Source organism: Myxococcus dinghuensis (assembly GCF_024198235.1).
GTDB lineage: Bacteria > Myxococcota > Myxococcia > Myxococcales > Myxococcaceae > Myxococcus > Myxococcus dinghuensis.
In genome coordinates this window covers 81,115-96,570 of sequence record NZ_JAKCFB010000019.1, presented here as the reverse complement: position 1 = coordinate 96,570, position 15,456 = coordinate 81,115, and the positions used below count along the sequence as shown (strand labels likewise).

General features: G+C 71.8%; 10 protein-coding genes. 5 read left to right on the top strand and 5 right to left on the bottom strand.

Annotated elements, in window-relative coordinates:
• Nucleotides 1-20: 20 nt before the first annotated feature.
• Entirely contained in the window at nt 21-872 is an 852-nt protein-coding gene (locus LZ198_RS24160; RefSeq protein WP_253974388.1) for a hypothetical protein, read from the bottom strand.
• Nucleotides 873-932: 60 nt separating this feature from the next.
• Between LZ198_RS24160 and galU the strand changes: the two genes are divergently transcribed.
• The 3 genes from galU to LZ198_RS24145 all read left to right on the top strand — a co-directional run bounded on the left by galU (nt 933) and on the right by LZ198_RS24145 (nt 3,427).
• The gene (galU, locus tag LZ198_RS24155; protein WP_253974387.1) at nt 933-1,835 is read left to right on the top strand and encodes a UTP--glucose-1-phosphate uridylyltransferase GalU; all 903 of its coding nucleotides are present in this window, start codon (nt 933-935) and stop codon (nt 1,833-1,835) included.
• Nucleotides 1,832-2,587 (top strand): hypothetical protein, encoded by a 756-nt coding sequence (locus LZ198_RS24150; protein WP_253974386.1) that lies wholly within the window; start codon nt 1,832-1,834, stop codon nt 2,585-2,587. Before galU ends, LZ198_RS24150 begins: the two co-directional genes overlap by 4 nt.
• 222 nt (nt 2,588-2,809) lie before the next feature.
• On the top strand, nt 2,810-3,427 hold the full coding sequence (locus LZ198_RS24145; RefSeq protein WP_253974385.1) for a hypothetical protein: 618 nt from the start codon (nt 2,810-2,812) through the stop codon (nt 3,425-3,427).
• Here the strand turns inward: LZ198_RS24145 and LZ198_RS24140 are convergent.
• The 4 genes from LZ198_RS24140 to LZ198_RS24125 form a co-directional block, all read right to left on the bottom strand.
• On the bottom strand, nt 3,399-4,055 hold the full coding sequence (locus tag LZ198_RS24140; RefSeq protein ID WP_253974384.1) for a GNAT family N-acetyltransferase: 657 nt from the start codon (nt 4,053-4,055) through the stop codon (nt 3,399-3,401). The two genes, LZ198_RS24145 and LZ198_RS24140, sit on opposite strands and share 29 nt — an antisense overlap.
• 65 nt (nt 4,056-4,120) lie before the next feature.
• The gene (locus LZ198_RS24135; RefSeq protein WP_253974383.1) at nt 4,121-4,378 is read right to left on the bottom strand and encodes a hypothetical protein; all 258 of its coding nucleotides are present in this window, start codon (nt 4,376-4,378) and stop codon (nt 4,121-4,123) included.
• Nucleotides 4,379-4,468: 90 nt separating this feature from the next.
• The gene (locus LZ198_RS24130; RefSeq protein WP_253974382.1) at nt 4,469-5,200 is read right to left on the bottom strand and encodes a siderophore-interacting protein; all 732 of its coding nucleotides are present in this window, start codon (nt 5,198-5,200) and stop codon (nt 4,469-4,471) included.
• A 1-nt stretch (nt 5,201) separates the two neighbouring features.
• The gene (locus tag LZ198_RS24125; RefSeq protein WP_253974381.1) at nt 5,202-5,651 is read right to left on the bottom strand and encodes a PadR family transcriptional regulator; all 450 of its coding nucleotides are present in this window, start codon (nt 5,649-5,651) and stop codon (nt 5,202-5,204) included.
• Nucleotides 5,652-6,006: 355 nt separating this feature from the next.
• Here LZ198_RS24125 and priA point away from each other — a divergent pair, with 355 nt between their 5' ends.
• Both priA and LZ198_RS24115 read left to right on the top strand, forming a co-directional pair.
• Nucleotides 6,007-8,400, top strand: a complete 2,394-nt coding sequence (gene priA, locus LZ198_RS24120; protein WP_253974380.1) for a replication restart helicase PriA — start codon at nt 6,007-6,009, stop codon at nt 8,398-8,400.
• Nucleotides 8,401-8,415: 15 nt separating this feature from the next.
• Nucleotides 8,416-15,402, top strand: coding sequence for a DnaJ domain-containing protein (locus LZ198_RS24115; RefSeq protein WP_253974379.1), 6,987 nt, complete (start codon nt 8,416-8,418; stop codon nt 15,400-15,402).
• The last annotated feature ends 54 nt before the right edge of the window (nt 15,403-15,456 follow it).

Sequence of the window (15,456 nt, the reverse complement as noted above, 5' to 3'; positions counted from 1 at the left end):
CGCGACGCCCGTGGGGGGCGTCAGTTCATCTGCATGCGGATGGTGAGCGCCAGCAGCCGGCTCTTCTCGCCGCCCAGCTCGTGGCGGTAGGCGATGTCGAAGCCGCTGCCCGTCTCGCTCATGAGGCCCAGGCCCGTGCTCACCCGCGACGTCTTGGCGAAGCCGTCATACGAGTAGCCCGCACGCAACGGCATCATCATCCCGACCAGGTACTCCAGGCCGCCGCTGTACGTGAGCGTCGTCTTGTCGTTCGTCGTGAAGTCGCCGCGCACGTCGCCCGCCAGCGTCAGCATCCCGGAGTTCACCCCGATGTGGGCCGTGTAGTACCGCGTCAGCTCCACGTTGTCGGTGTTGACCAGGTTGTGCGCGGACACGCCGGCCACCAGCGACTGCGACAGCCGCATGAGCACCCCCGTGTCGACTGTCACCGAGTTGGCATATCGGTCCATGCCGCTCATCCGCAGATACCGCGCCGCGGCGCCAATCAGGATGCCCGGGGTCAGCGGAAACCCCACGCCCAGGGAGGTCAGGTGCGCGCTGGTCCTGGCGCCGCCGCGACCCAGACTGACCCAGTGGTAGTCCAGGCCCATGGCCATCTTGCTGGTGGCACCGTCGATGACGGAGATGCCGAGCAGCCCCTCCTTCGCGCGGGTGTCCCACGCGCCCGTGCCCTCGATGCGGTACGCGGGGTAGAGCGCCATGGCCGCGGGGTTGCCGAGGACCGCCTCGGTCCCGAGACCCAGGGCCCGGAATGCCCCACCCATGGCGTAGGCCCGGGCGCTCATCACGTCCCTCAAATCCTCGGAGGGCTGCGCCTGGACGGCGGTGGAGACTGTCAGGGCAAGCACCAGCACGACGGGACGGAGCGACATGAGGCGGTCATCCTATCCAGCTTGAAGGGGTCAGGGGCCACCAATAGATTCCCTGCCCTCATGTCCGCCAACTCGCCGAAGACAGAGCCCCTTATTCGCAAGTGTGTCATCCCGGCAGCCGGGCTGGGCACTCGCTTCCTCCCCGCCACGAAGTCCGTTCCGAAGGAGATGCTCCCCATCGTCGACACTCCCACCCTCCAGTACATCGTGGAGGAGGCCGTGTCGGCGGGCATCGAGGACGTCGTCCTCATCAACGGTCGCGGCAAGGGCGCCATCGAGGACCACTTCGACATCGCGTTCGAGCTGGAGACCACGCTGCGGGCTCGCGGCAAGACGGCGGACGCGGACAAGCTGCGCGCCATCGCGGACCTGGTCCGCGTGGTCAGCATCCGTCAGAAGGAGCCCAAGGGCCTGGGCCACGCGGTGCTGTGCGCCAAGAGCGCCATCGGCAACGAGCCGTTCGGCGTGCTGCTGGGCGACGACATGATCGACGCCGAGGAGCCGGGCATCCGCCAGCTCGCTCGCGTGTACCGCCAGTACAACCAAGCCGTCATCGCCCTCATGGAGGTCCCCGAGGACGAGACGCACATGTACGGCATCGCCGCCGGCACCGACCTGGGCGACGGCGTCATCCGCATCGACCGCGTGGTGGAGAAGCCGAAGAAGGGCACCGCGCCGTCGAACCTCGCGGTCATCGGCCGCTACGTGCTTCCCCCGGAAATCTTCCCCATCCTGGAGAAGCAGACGCCGGGCGTCGGCGGTGAAATCCAGCTCACGGATGGTCTGGCCACGCTCCAGCAGTCGCACGGCCTGCTGGGGTACAAGTTCAAGGGACACCGCTATGACGCGGGCGACAAGGTGGGCTATCTCAAGGCCAACATCGCCTACGCCCTCAAGCGCCCCGAGCTTCGCGGCGGGCTGCTGGAGTACATGCGTGAGGTCGTGAAGACGGAGAAGCCGTGAAGCGAGTCGTCGCGGTTGTCGCGGTCCTGATGTCCTGTGTCGCCTTCGCCTACGTGCTGCCGGGAGGTTCCATCCTCCGGCGCATGGTGGCGGAGCGCGACGAGCTGAAGTTGTCCGGGGTGCGGGTGGAGGGGTCGCTGGGCTTCAGCGGCCCCGCGGTGAAGGAGGCGGGCGCGGCCCTGGGCGCGGCGACGGACCGGCCGGACATCCAGGGCGACGGCGCGCTGTACCTGCGCATCCCTGGCCGCTGCCGCTTCGAGGCGGCGGTGCCGGACGGCAACACCCGCGCGGCGGTGGTGCAGGTCAACGGGCGCAAGCGGCTGGAGGGCAACGACATCCCGTCCCTCTCCGTGCTGGTGGCGCAGGTGTGCCCCCTGTTCGCGGCCGGCGGCGCCCCGCTGCAGCAGATCAAGGAGTCGGTGCAGACGCACCTGCAGGGGCTGGGCGTGGACACGTCGCGCACGGGCCTGGCGCGCTTCGGCGGCGAGGTGGCGTACGTGCTCGGCGACATGGCCGAGGGGCGCTCCCAGTTCTGGGTGTACAAGGACACGTTCCGTCCGGCGCGGCTGCGCTACACGGACTCCACCAACACCGCGTGGGACCTGCGCTTCCTCGACTACACGTCGCCGGCCATCGGTGATGCGATGCCGCGCACCATCGAGGTGTGGCGGGGCGGTCAGCGCGCCGTGCGCTTCACCGCGCTGAAGGGCGACGCGCGCGCCACGCTGCCCGACAAGCTCTTCACGCCGTGACGGGCCTGCCCGTGCCCGCCGCCGTGGGCCCTCCACTCCCCGGCGGCGCGCGTGCGCGGGTCGTCCGGAGGTCCTGACGCGGACGGGTGGACCCGCTCCCCGTCCCCCGGGGCGAGAGGTCCGTGGTGGGGATTGCCCACGATGCTCGACGTCCCGCGCGCGCCTTAAGTCGGGCCGCGCGTTCCCGGTGGCCGGGCGACGCAGGTCGAGTCGGGGGCGGTCATGTGTCGACGTGTCGAACGCGGGTCGGTGTTCACGGCGGGGCTGTTCATGGCGCTCCTCCTCGGTGGAGGGACAACGTGGGCCGAGGCTCCGCTGGAGCCCAACTTCAGTCAGGCGGCCCGGGTGGGGACGCTCGTCGCGAAGCCGAACACGCGGGTGGCGTTCCCGGTGGGGTCGCTGACCGGGACGCTGGACCTCCTCCAGAACGTGTTCGCCGGCGAGCTGACGGTGGGCGGGCCGGTGCGGACGACGTTCCACCCCGCCGGGTTCCCCCCGCTGACGGCGACCGTCTCGATGGTGCTGGTGGGTGGGGTGCGGGGCTGGGTGGATGATGCGATGCAGGCCCGCCTGCTCCAGCGGACACATATCCGGCTCAGCGATGTCTGGATTGGCTTCATCCCCGTGTCGGTGGGGAGCCAGTGCATGACGAGCCGCCCGGTGGACGTGGAGGTCGCCGGCACGCTGGACCTGGACGGTCCGTCGAGCCTCTCGGGCACGTACTTCCTGCCGGACTTCGCCAACTGCGGCTTCGCGACGGCGACCCTGAACCTGTTGGTGCCGGGGCCCGGCAACGGCGTCACCGTGACGCTCAACCCGTTCGGGGCGTTCGAGGAGTAGCGAGCGCCGACTCGGAGGGCCTCCACATGAACCACTGGGGTGGGCCGCCGTCGAAGCAGGGCTCGGTGCGTCGGGTCTCGAAGCCGAAGCCCTCGTACCACGCGCGGTTGGAGACCTTCGCCGTCTCGAGGAAGCAGGGCTCGTCACGCTCGGCGGCGAGCGCGAGGCCCGCGCGCATCAGCTTCACGCCCAGGCCCCGGCCTTGATGGGCGGGGTCCACCGCGATGAGGGCGAGGTACCAGTGGTGCGGCGTGTGGGGGTGGTAGCGCTCCAGCCTCGCGAGGGCCTGGAGCGCCAACCTCGCGCGGAAGGGGAAGTACCGGAGCCCGGCTCCGACGGTGGGCAGGAAGCCCGCCTGCCGGCCGAGGGATTGTGGGAACGCGCCCGGGCGCAGCCACGCGGCCACGCCGGTGAGCTGTCCGGTGTCGTCGACGGTGGCGTGCACGACGCCGTGTTCCAGGCAGTCGACGACGGTCGCGCGGTAGAAGCGCGAGGACACCTGCGCGCGTCGGTCGGACGGACCCGGGAAGAGCTCGGCCAGGAACGGGTAGTCATCGAAGGCGCGGGCGCACATCGGGCCCACCTGCGGGAGCTGCGCCGGTCCGAGTTGCTGCACGCTCACGGTCATGGCGCGTGACTGTAGTCCGACGGTGGCGCGGGTCCATCGCGAGGTGGGACCGCCGCTCGGGCGCCTCAGGGAGACTTCGGTCCAGGGGATTGGGGGTCCTCGGGGCGGAAGAGCCGCAGGACGTGACGCGGGCCCTTGAGGACGCCGACGACGAACAGCCCGAGGGCGAGGAAAACGAAAGGCCCGAGCACCCCTCCCGCGACACCGCCCAGGACGAAGCCTCCGAGGCCCCAGAGCACGCCCGAGGAGACGAAGCCCCACACCGCGCCGACGATGCTCCCGATGGTGGCACCCCCGAGGATGATGGGTTCGATGAGGGTCATCGCGCGGCTCCTTGCGTGGGCCTCGCTCCATGGGCGGCGAGGAGGTCGACGCCAGTCTGGCCGAGTCGACGGACCCGCGTCACGAGCGGCTCAGTCGAGCCGCTCGTGCGAATCGGCCTCGCCCCGCTTCCAGTAGGACGCGGCCTTCACCCACTCGGCGGGGTGCTTGTACTTGCCGACGACCTCGTCGCGGACCGCGCGGGCCACGCTGCTCTCCGCGGCAATCCAGACGAACCCCTCACCCTTCGGCCTCACGAAGTCGCCCAGCGCCTGACGCAGCGTCGCGGCCACGTCCTCGCCCAGGACCTCTCGCGGGAGCCAACGAGGGTTCCACTGCGCCCGCGTCTGGAGCGCCTGCTCCTCGGCGGCCGAGGCCACGCTGACGAGCCCCGTCACCGGGACGCCGGCCCGCAGCTCCTCGAGCTTGCGGCCCAGCGCGGGGAGCCCGGTCTCGTCGCAGACGAGCAGGTACCAGTCGAAGTCGTCCGGCACGACGATGGAGCCGCGAGGCCCGCCGATCTCCAACTGCGTCCCGGGCTTCGCGCTCCGGACCCAGCGCATCGCCGGCCCGTCCGCGTGCAGCGCGAAGTCGATGGTCAGCGTCCCTCGGGACGCATCGAACCGGCGCGGCGTGAAGTCGCGCATCGCGTCGCCGAAGAACAACTTGATGTGGTCGTCGAACGCCGGGCTCACGAACCCCTTCAGGTCCTCGCCCGCGAACTCCACGCGCGTCATCCGCGGTGAGAGCGGCTGCACCTGGGTGACGGTCAGCGTGCGTCGCCGCAGCTCGTGCCTCATCCGCTGGAACTCGTGTCGGTTCATGTCACAGCCTCTCGATCTTGCGCGCGGCCTCGTCGAGGATGTCGGCGACCTGGAGCTGCGTGTCCTTGTCGCGACGGGTGGCGAGTGACTGGCGCAGCGCGGCCTTCAAGTTGTGCATCGCCCGCCACACCGGCCCGGTCTCGTTCCACGCGTTCTCGTCCCCGAGCAACTGCAGCCGCTTCAACGAGGCCTCCGCCTCCCGCTTGGATTCAGCCGCCGCCGTCCGCCCCTCCTCGGTCAACGTGAAGACCTTGCGCGCGCCCTCCGTGCTGCTCGCCTCGACCTGCCCCAGGTCCTCCAGCATCGTCAGCAGGGGGTAGATGACCCCGGGGCTCGGTGCGTACGCGCCACGGGTGAGCGTCTCCAGCTCCCGGATGAACTCGTACCCGTGCCTCGGCTTCTGCTCGAGCAGGTAGAGGATGACGGCGCGCAGCTCGCCCGGCTCGAACATGCGCCCGCGCCGACCCCGGCCTCCTTCCTCGCCCAGCTCCTCGTGATGCGGCCGGCCGTGATGCCGCCCGCCTCCGCCGAATCCGCGGCCACCGCCTCGATGTGTTCCGAATCTATCTCGCATATCCAAGATATATCTTGAGCCTTCCGGCTTCGCCGCGCGAAACGCGGGAGGCGCTGCGGGGGGACACGCGGGCGGGGCCTGCGTCGCCCATACGGGAAGCGAGCAGGCAGCCTCGCGGCGCGGAGGTCTCGGGAGCCGTGCTCCACCCGACGTGTCCTGCATGTCAGACAGGGTTGGCACTGTGGACCCAGGGAGCAGGACGGGCGGGGCAGGGGCGGTGGGAAGGAGCGCCATGGAGCAGCAACCCTTGTGGGCCGAGCCGGTCGGGAGCGCGAAGCCAGGAGGAGCCTCCACCAGGGGTTCCATGGCGGTGCGTACCTCAGGTGCGAGGAGTCGCCGGGAACTGTCCCAGCCGGAACAGGCCGCTACAGTGCCGCCCGCTGTGAGCGAGCGTCCCCCCATCCTGGCGTCCGTCGCCGTTGCTCGCCCCGTCCGGGGGGAGTTCACCTACTCGGTCCCGGAGGGCCTCGCCGGCAACCTGGCGCCAGGGCAGCGGGTGCTGGTGCCCTTCGGCCGAGGCACCGCGCTCGGGTTCTACCTGGGGCCCGCGAAGCCTCCCGCGGAGAAGTTCCGGCTCAAGCCCATCCAGCGCGTGTTGGAGGAGTCGCCTTCGCTCCCCAAGGACCTCATCGCGCTCCTGCGCTTCGCGGCGGAGCACTACCGCTATCCGCTGGGCGAGGTCATCCGGAGCGCGTTGCCCCCGGGCCTGTCGAAGCCCGTCGACGAGAAGGAAGCCAAGCCCGACGTGGAGCACTTCGCCGTCGCGCTCGTCAGCGAGGTGCCGCCCATCCTGGCGCGCGCGCACGCCCAGTCCGCCGTGCTCGCGTATCTGCTCGCGGTGGGCGGCAGCGCTCCCCTCGAGGAGGTGGCCCACGCGATTCCCGGCGCGCGCGCGCACCTCAAGAGCCTGGCCACGCGCAAGCTGGTGCGCATCGAGGAGAAGAAGCTGGAGGCCGGCGTGAAGGAGGGCCTCATCCAGGGCCGGCCCGACCGCCTCACCCCGGAGCAGGACGTGGCCGGCGTCGAGCTGCGCGCCGCCCTCGACACCGGCGCCTTCCAGCCCTTCCTCCTGCACGGCGTCACCGGCAGCGGCAAGACGGAGGTGTACCTGCGCGCGGCGGAGCACGCGCTGTCGTTGGGCAAGGGCAGCCTCATCCTCGTGCCGGAGATCGCCCTGACGCCGCAGTTGGTGGGGCGCTTCCGCAGCCGCTTCGGCGCGGAGGTCGCGGTGCTGCACTCGGCGCTGAAGGACCGCGAGCGGCTCTACCACTGGCAGGCCCTGCGCAAGGGCGAGGTGAAGATCGCCGTGGGTGTGCGCTCGGCGGTGTTCGCCCCGGTGGACAACCTGGGCCTCATCGTCGTGGACGAGGAGCACGACCCGTCGTTCAAGCAGGATGACAGCCTGCGCTACCAGGCGCGCGACCTCGCGGTGGTGCGGGGCAAGCAGGCCGGCGCGGTGGTGGTGCTCGGCTCGGCCACGCCCGCGCTGGAGACGCTGGAGAACGTGAAGCGCGGACGCTACCGGCTCCTGGCGCTCGAGCGCCGCGTGGACGACCGGCCCATGCCGTCCATCGAGCTGGTGGACCTGCGCCAGGAGCGTCCCCGCGAGGGGCCAGTGACGGAGGAGGCGCCCATCCTCAGTCCGCCTTTGCTGGCGGCGATGGAGGAGACGCTGGCGCGCGGCCAGCAGGTCATCCTCTTCCTCAACCGGCGCGGCCACAGCACGGTGATGCTGTGCGAGGTGTGTGGCCTGTCGCTCAAGTGCAGCGCGTGCGACGTGTGCCTCACGCACCACCGCTCGCAGAACCGCGTGGTGTGCCACTACTGCGGGCTGGCGCTGCCGGTGCCGGACCGCTGCCTCGAGTGCACCGGCCCCCTGCTCAAGCTGGGCATCGGCACCGAGCGCGTGGAGGCGGAGGTGCTCGAGCGCATCCCCACGGCGCGCGTGGCGCGGCTGGACCGGGACTCGGCCTCCAGCGCGGAGCGGCTGACGGAGATGCTGGCCTCGTTCGCCCGGCGCGAGCTGGACGTGCTGGTGGGCACGCAGATGGTGGCCAAGGGCCACGACTTCCCGGGGGTGACGCTGGTGTGCGTCGTCATGGCGGACACCTCCCTGTCCATTCCCGACTTCCGCGCCGCCGAGAGGACCTTCCATCTCCTGACCCAGGTGGCCGGCAGGGCGGGGCGTGGAAAGGACCCGGGGCGGGTGCTGGTCCAGACCTACAACCCGGACTCGGAGCCGGTGAAGCGGGTGCTGGCCCATGACTTCGATGGGTTCGCCCAGCAGGAGCTGGAGTGGCGCAAGGCCCTGGCCTACCCCCCCTTCGCGCGGATGGCCTCCATCCGCCTGGAGGGGGAGCACCCCGAGCAGACCGCCAGTGTGGCCCGGACCCTGGGCAACGTCATCTCCCGCAACATGCCGCCGGCCTCGGCGGGGGTGCGCCTGTTGGGGCCCGCCCTGGCGCCCATCGCCAAAATCCGGGGGAAGACGCGCTGGCAGTTGTTGGTGAAGGGGCCGACACATGCGGCGCTCGCCCCGCTGCTCGCCAGGGTGGAGGCGGCCCTGGAAGATGTTCCGTCGGCCGTGAAGGTCGTGATCGACGTGGATCCGGGGGCCATGCTGTAGACTCGGTGCCCCCCCATGGGCGCACCGGTCCTCCTCGTCCACGACGACATCGCCACCATCGCCGCTGTGCGGCGCCTGCTCACCCGCGACGGGCACGAGGTCATCCTCGTCACCTCCGCCGCGGATGCGCTCATCGCCTATGGGCACCACCTGCCCGCGCTCATCGTGCTCGCCCCGGGGGTGGAGAGCGGCCGGGGGCGCGTGGTCCTGGAGGAGCTGCTCCAGCATCCGGAGGGGAAGCACGCCCGGGTGCTGCTGCTCGGGGAGCCCGTGCCCGGCTTCAGCGCTCCCGTGGCGCCGCTGCCCCTGGATGGGACGAGCTTCGTGGCGCTGGTGGATTCCACCCTCCGCGCGCCCGCGAACTCCGCGGATGCGTGGCACGTGGTGGAGAACCGCTCCCTGCCGGAGAGCGGCGGTGCGCGCGGGAAGGACGACGCGGAGGCCTGGCACGCGACCTCGCCCTCGAAGGTGGCCGGTGACGCCACGTTGGCGAACGCGCTGTTCGGCGACCTGACGCCCCTGCACCAGGCGGACTGGGAGCTGGCGGCGATGACGCGCGAGGAGCGCACGGCGCGCGCGGAGGAGCAGGAGCGGCACTCGGGGGTGGACGTCCATGCCGCGCTCCAACAGGCGGACCAGGAGATGGACGCGGCGGCGCGGGCCTCGATCGACACCGCGCGGGTGCGCGGAGGCGAGGACTGGGGCGCGGCGGTGGATGGCTCCCAGCCGGATGACCCGAGCACCGACGAAGGTGGCATCCCTCCTCACGAGATGGCCGCCGACGCGGAGGCTCCAGCGGAGGGGGTCGGAGGGTTCTCCGGGGAGCAGGACGGCGTGCTGGAGGGGGCCTCGGCGTACGGCGGCGAGGGTCATGACCCGGCGGTCGCGAGCGGCATCGCGCCGGTCGATGACTCGGGCTCTCCGGCGGACACCGATGCGGCCGTGCAATATGGCCTCTCCGCGGAAGGGGACTGGGGTTCGGCGTCCGCGACGTCCTTCGAGGACGGACCGCATGATGACGACGCGGCCATCGACGCCGCGTACGGGAGTGGTGAGCCGCACGCGGCGGAAGGGCGCGAGACCTCCTTCTCGATGGAGGGGACGGAACCTCCTCCTGGTGGTCCCGCGACGGTGCTCTACGGTGTGCGTCCTCCGGGGTTGGAGAGTGCGCTGGAGTGGGCGGCGAACCAGGGACACGCGGAGCCGGATGCCTCGACCGAGCAGGACCTCCCCTCCGAGGAGTCCTTGCCGGTGGGCAAGCTCGCGTGGACGGAGGAGCCGGTGTCGTCCGCGCATGCGGCGGGCCCCGCGCGTCATGCGCCTCGATTGGGGGATGCGGGGTTCTTCGACGTCGATGCGGCCGCGCCTTCGTCAACGGATGCGTTGTCCGCGGCGGAAGCGGAGCTGGCCGCGATGCGGGGCGCTCCGGCGGGTGCCGCGAGTCTCTCCGACACCTCGCCCTGGACGGAGCTGCCTCCCGACCCGGAGCTGGAGCAGGGAGGGTGGCTCACGGATGCGAGGAACTCACCCGAGCCGCCCTCGGCCGAGTCGAGCAGCGCGTCGGAAGAGGAAGAGGAGTCCCTGCCGCCCTCGCCTTGGGACTTTCTCGAGGCGGAGTTGCAGGCCAAGGCTCGCGGCGCCGACGGAGATGATGAGGATGCGGCTCCGCGAGAGGAGTCTTCGCCGACTGGCGACGAAGCGGGGCCCGCCGAGGTTGCTGGCTGGGCGGATGGTTCACCGCCGACTTCGGGGGACTCCGCACCGCCGGTGACGTCGGCGACGGTGTCTCCCGCGACGGACCCGAGCGCGGATTGGTTCGATCCGACGTCTGAAACCGCTGTCGCCACGGAACCGCAGGTGCCTGCGGATGCGAGCGCGGGCTGGTTCGATTCGACGTCCGACGGCGCTGATTCCGGGGCGTCGCGGGGCCCGGCTGATATGGGGCCGGACGGGGCTGATTCGACGTTTGACGCCGCTGCGCCCTCGGCTGCGCAGGCGCCAGCGGATGCGAGCGCGGGCTGGTTCGACTCGACGTCCGAAGCTGCGGGTGCTTCGGCATCGCAGGTTCCAGCGGATGCGAGCGCGGGCTGGTTCGACTCGACGTCTGAAGCTGCGGGTGCTTCGGCATCGCAGGTTCCAGCGGATTCGAGCGCGGGCTGGTTCGACTCGACGTCTGAAGCTGCGGGTGCTTCGGTCGGGCAGGCCTCGGCGGCTGCGAGTGAGGGCTGGTTCGACTCGACGTCTGATGCTGCAGGTGCCTCGCCGTCGCAGCCTCCGGTAGATGCGAGCGCGGGCTGGTTCGACTCGACGTCTGAAGCTGCGGGTGCTTCGGTTGGGCAGGCCTCGGCGGCTGCGAGTGAGGGCTGGTTCGACTCGACGTCTGATGCTGGCGGCGCCTCGGCGTCGCAGGCCTCGGTAGATGCGAGCGCGGACTGGTCCGATTCGATGTCTGACGCTTCGGAGTCCGCGACCGCACAGTCCTCGGAGGATGCGAGCGCCGGCTGGTCCGATTCGACATCCGACGTTGCTGCGAGCCTGGCCCCACAGTCCTCGGGAGATGGGAGCGCGGACTGGTCCGATTCGATGTCTGACGCTTCGGAGTCCGCGACCGCACAGTCCTCGGGGGATGCGAGCGCCGGCTGGTCCGATTCGACATCCGACGTTGCTGCGTCCACAGCCCCTCATTCCACTGAGGATGCGAACGCGGGCTGGTCCGAACTGATGTCCGGCGATGCTGAGTCCGCGGCATCGCAGTCCACGGAGGCCGCGAGTGCCGGCTGGTCCGATCCGACATCCGGCGATGCTGAGTCCACGGCCTCGGACGATGCGAGCGCCAACTGGTCCGATGTGTCAGCCGCTGTTGCTGAGACCTCATCCGCGCAGTCCTCGGAGGATGTGAACGCAGGTTGGTCCGATACGGCGACGGGGCCGGACGCCGCGCAGGTCACGTCCGCGGACCCGAGCGCCGGCTGGTTCGATTCGACCTCCGATGTGGCACCGCAGCCGTCCACGGACCCGAGCGCGGGTTGGTTCGACCCGGCGACGGAGTCGCAAGGCACTACGCACGCGGCCCCCGTGGCCTCGGATGCAAGCTGGGAAGATGAGACGTCGGGGGGCGACGCGCAGGCCTCCACGGACCCGAGCGCGGGTTGGTTCGACTCGACGTCCGACATGGCAGGTGCCACGGAGTCGCAGCCGTTGCCGGAGTCGGGCGAGGATTCGGCTGTCTCGGCCGAAGCGATGCCCGATGTGGCGGTCGCGTCGTCGTCGGACCCGGGTGAGAGCGGGGCACCTGGTGCCGAAGCCGCGCAGCCTCCCGAAGAGACCCAGGGCGCTGCGTGGACCGATGAAACCGTCGGCGCGGCGCCCACGGACCCGAGCGCGGGCTGGTTCGACTCGACGACCGAGTCCGCTGAGGGCACGCAAGCGGCACCCACGGACCCGGGCGCGGGTTGGTTCGATTCGACTCCGGACGCAGCCGAGTCTCCGGTTGCTCACGACGCCAGCGACCCCGCATCTCCTGGAGAGGAAGTGTCGTCGGCCCAGCCTGCTCCAGGCTCGGGCTGGTTCGACGCGGGGGCGGAAGAGCGCCCGGACGCTGCTCCCGTGGTCTCGGAGGAGTCTGCCCCCGCGATGTCGGGCGCCATGTCCATCTCCCCCGAAATCATGGCGGAGTGGCGTGCCCGCCAGGAGGAGACGGAGCGACAGCTCGAGGAAGCACACGAGCGCGTCCACACGCTGAAGGTGGAGCTGGAGGCCCAGACCACCCAGCGGGCCAGCTTCGAGCAACGCGCCGAGGAGCTGCGTGAGCTGAACGAATCGCTCCGGGGTGTTCTCGAGCGAGAAGCCGCGTTGCGGGTCGAGGCGGAGACCGCGAAGGAGCAGGAGTCCACGCGGCGGCAGGCGGCCGAAGCCAGCCTGGAGGCCGTGCGTCTCCAGGGCGAGAGCCTGGAGTCGGAGCGCTCCGAGGACGCGAAGCAGCTTCACTCCTTGCAGGAGCGCTTCGCCTCGCTCGAAGAGGAGTTCTCGCGAGAGACGACGCTCCGCGCGGAGATGGAGCAGCAGCTCGAAGCCGCGCGGGCTGAAGAGGCGCGGCTGCGCTCGGAGCTCGAGAACGAGCTGTCGCGGTCGCGTCAGCGCGAGGCCGAGCTGGAGGCGAGCGCGACGGAGACGCGGGAACAGCACCGCTCCGAGCTGGCTTCGCTCCAAGCGCGTCTGGCGGAGTCGGAGGCCCGCGCGGAGTCCGAGACCCAGGCGCGCGCCACCCTCGATGCCGAGGCGAAGGCGACGCTGGGGCGCATCGAGGCGCGAGAGGGCGACGTCACCACGCTGCGCGGCGAACTCGAGGCTGCGCGGAACGAGCGCGAGGCCCTGTCTCGTCAGCTCGCGGAAGCGCTCGCCCGCGCCGAGGTGGGAGAGGCCCAGTCCGCTCGCGAAGCCGAGGTGCGCGCCGAAGTGGAGCGGAGGCTGCGCGACGTGTCCCTCGCGCGCGATGATGCCCAGTCGCGCTCCGACCAGGAGGCGCTGGTCCGGTCGGACGCGGAAGTCCGCATCGTGGCGCTCGAGGCGAAGCTTCGCTCGGTGGAGGCGGAGCGCATCGAGGCGGAGACCCACGGCGCCGCGGCGGCTCAGGCGGCGAAGGAGATCGAGGCGCGGCTCGAACAGGAGGCCGCGGGTCGGGTCGAATCCGAGGCGCGCGCCGAGGCCGAGACGCGCGCCCGCCAGGCGTTGGAGACGCGGCTGCGCGCGGCGGAGGTCGCCACCATCGAGGCGGAGGTCCGCGCTGGCGCGGAGGCCCTGGCGCGTTCGGAGGCGGAGGCTCGCGCGGAGGCGGCCACGGAGGCGCGCACGGCGGCGGAGGCGCGTCTGAAGTCCGAGACGCGCGCCCGCGCGGAGGCCGAGGCGCAGTCGGAGCTGGAGGCCCGTGCTCGCACGGAGGCCGAGACGCGCGCGGAAGCCGAGACGCGCGCCCGCGCGGAGGTCGAGGCGCGTGCCAAGGCCGAGGTCCTGGCCGTCTCGGAGCTGGAGACTCGCGCGTCGTCCGAGGCCCGCGCTCGCGCGGAGGTAGAGGCCCTCGCGAAGGCCGAGGCGGAGGCCCGGGCCACGCGGGAAGCGCGGGCGCGTGAGGAGGCCGAAGCGCGCGCCGCCGCCGAGGCGAAGGCCCGCCTGGATGCGGAGGCCCGCGCGGAGGCCGCGGCCCGTGCGCGCGAGGAGGCGGAGTCGCGCGCGAGCACGGAAGCCGAGTCCCGCGAGGAGGCGGAGCTGCTCGCCTCCACCGAGGCGAAGGCCCGTGAGGAGGCAGAGTCGAGGGCCGCGGAGGCGTCGCGCCAACGCGCGGCGCTGGAGGCGAAGGTCGCCGCCGAGGAAGCCTCGTGGCTCGAGATGGAGAAGCGCCTGCGCGCCGAGGTGCTGTCGCACGAGGAGGCTGAATCGCGCGCCGCCACCGAGGCGAAGGCCCGCGCGGAGGCCGAAGCGCGCGCCGCCGCCGAGGAGAAGGCACGACAGGATGCGGAGGCGCGCATCGAGAAGGCCGCCCAGGCGGAGTCGGACGCGGACGCCCGCGCCACCGCGGAGGGCCGTCACCGCACCGCGCTGGAGGTCCGGTTGGAGGCCGAATCCCGTCAGCGCGCGGCGGCCGAGGCTCGCATCGATGAGGCCTCCTCGGCCCGCGCCGCCGCGGAGTCACGACTCCAGGCGGAGTCCACGCGCTTCGCGGAGCAGCTCGCCGCGGTCCAGTCGCAGCTCGAGCGGATGGGGGAGTCGCTCGCGCGGGAGCAGGAGGCCCGCGAGAGCGTGGCGAAGGCCCTGGACGCGCTGGGCGCCGAGAAGGCCCGGTTGGAGGCCGAGTCCGCCCGGGAGCGGGAGCGCGCCGAGCGCGAGCGTGTGGAGCTGGAGGAGCGGGGCCGTCGCGAGGCGGAGGAAGCCGCGGCCCAGGCCCGCGCCGCGCTGCTGCCGCTCGAGGCGCCTCCGGGCCGGCCGGAGCTGGCGGTGTCCCGCAGCGGCAGCGTCACCCAGGAGGGGTTGACGCGGTTGGTGCTCCGTCTCTGCGAGGCGCGCATGGAGGTGCGCCTGGAGCTGAAGGTGATGAACGCGCTGCGCATCCTGTGGCTCCGGGATGGCGCGCTCGTCGGCGCCGTGTCCTCCTCGCCGGGAGAGTCACTCGTCGACCGTGCCCGCGCGGACGGGCTCATCGACGCGCGGCAGGAGGGAGAGCTGCGGCTGGTGCGCAGCGCCTCCACCGGCGCGCTGCTGGATGCGCTGCGCGGACGCGGCTACCTGCGCGAGGCCGAGGCCGTGCCCCTGGTCCAGCGCTACACCGAGCAGGTGTTCCTCGACGCCCTGGCCGAACCCTCCACGCTGTACCGACTGGTGAAGGAGCCGGCGCCGCACGAGGTCGCGCTCGCCGCCGCCACGCGTCCGCCGCTGCACCTCCTGGCGGAGGCCCTGCGCAACACGCTCACCGGCGACTCGCTCATGGAGGTCGCGGGCAGCCTCCGCGCCCGCGTCCGCCGGGGGGATTTGCACCTGGCCCCGGACGACTTCGGCCTGTCGCAGCGGGACCTCCAGTTGTTGTCACAGGTGGATGGCGAGCACACCCTGGAGGCCCTGCTGTTGGGGGCGGGGGTGCCGCAGGACTCGGCGCTCAAGTCGCTCGCGGTGGCCCGGGCCCTGGGCCTCATCGTCCTCGAGCCCGCGGAGCTGGACGACACCGGGGACCTGCCCCCCGAACTGGACGTCCGGCGGCTGGAGGCGAAGTTCGAGGAGATCCAGGACGCGGACTACTTCACCGTGCTGGGGCTGGCGCGCACGGCGGGGGGCGAGGAGGTCAAGCGGGCGTACGAACTGCTCGCCGCCGAGTTCCACCCCCTGCGCTTCGCCGGACACCCGGACCCCGCGCTCCAGCACCGGGCCCAGCAGGTGCGCAGCGTGCTCTCCGAGGCCGCCCAGGCCCTGGGGGACGACCGCCTGCGTGCGGAGTACGCGCGGAGCCTGTTCGACTGACACCCGGTGGACGCCCCCCTCCGGGGTGTCCCCACGCGGGGTTGCCCACCTGTG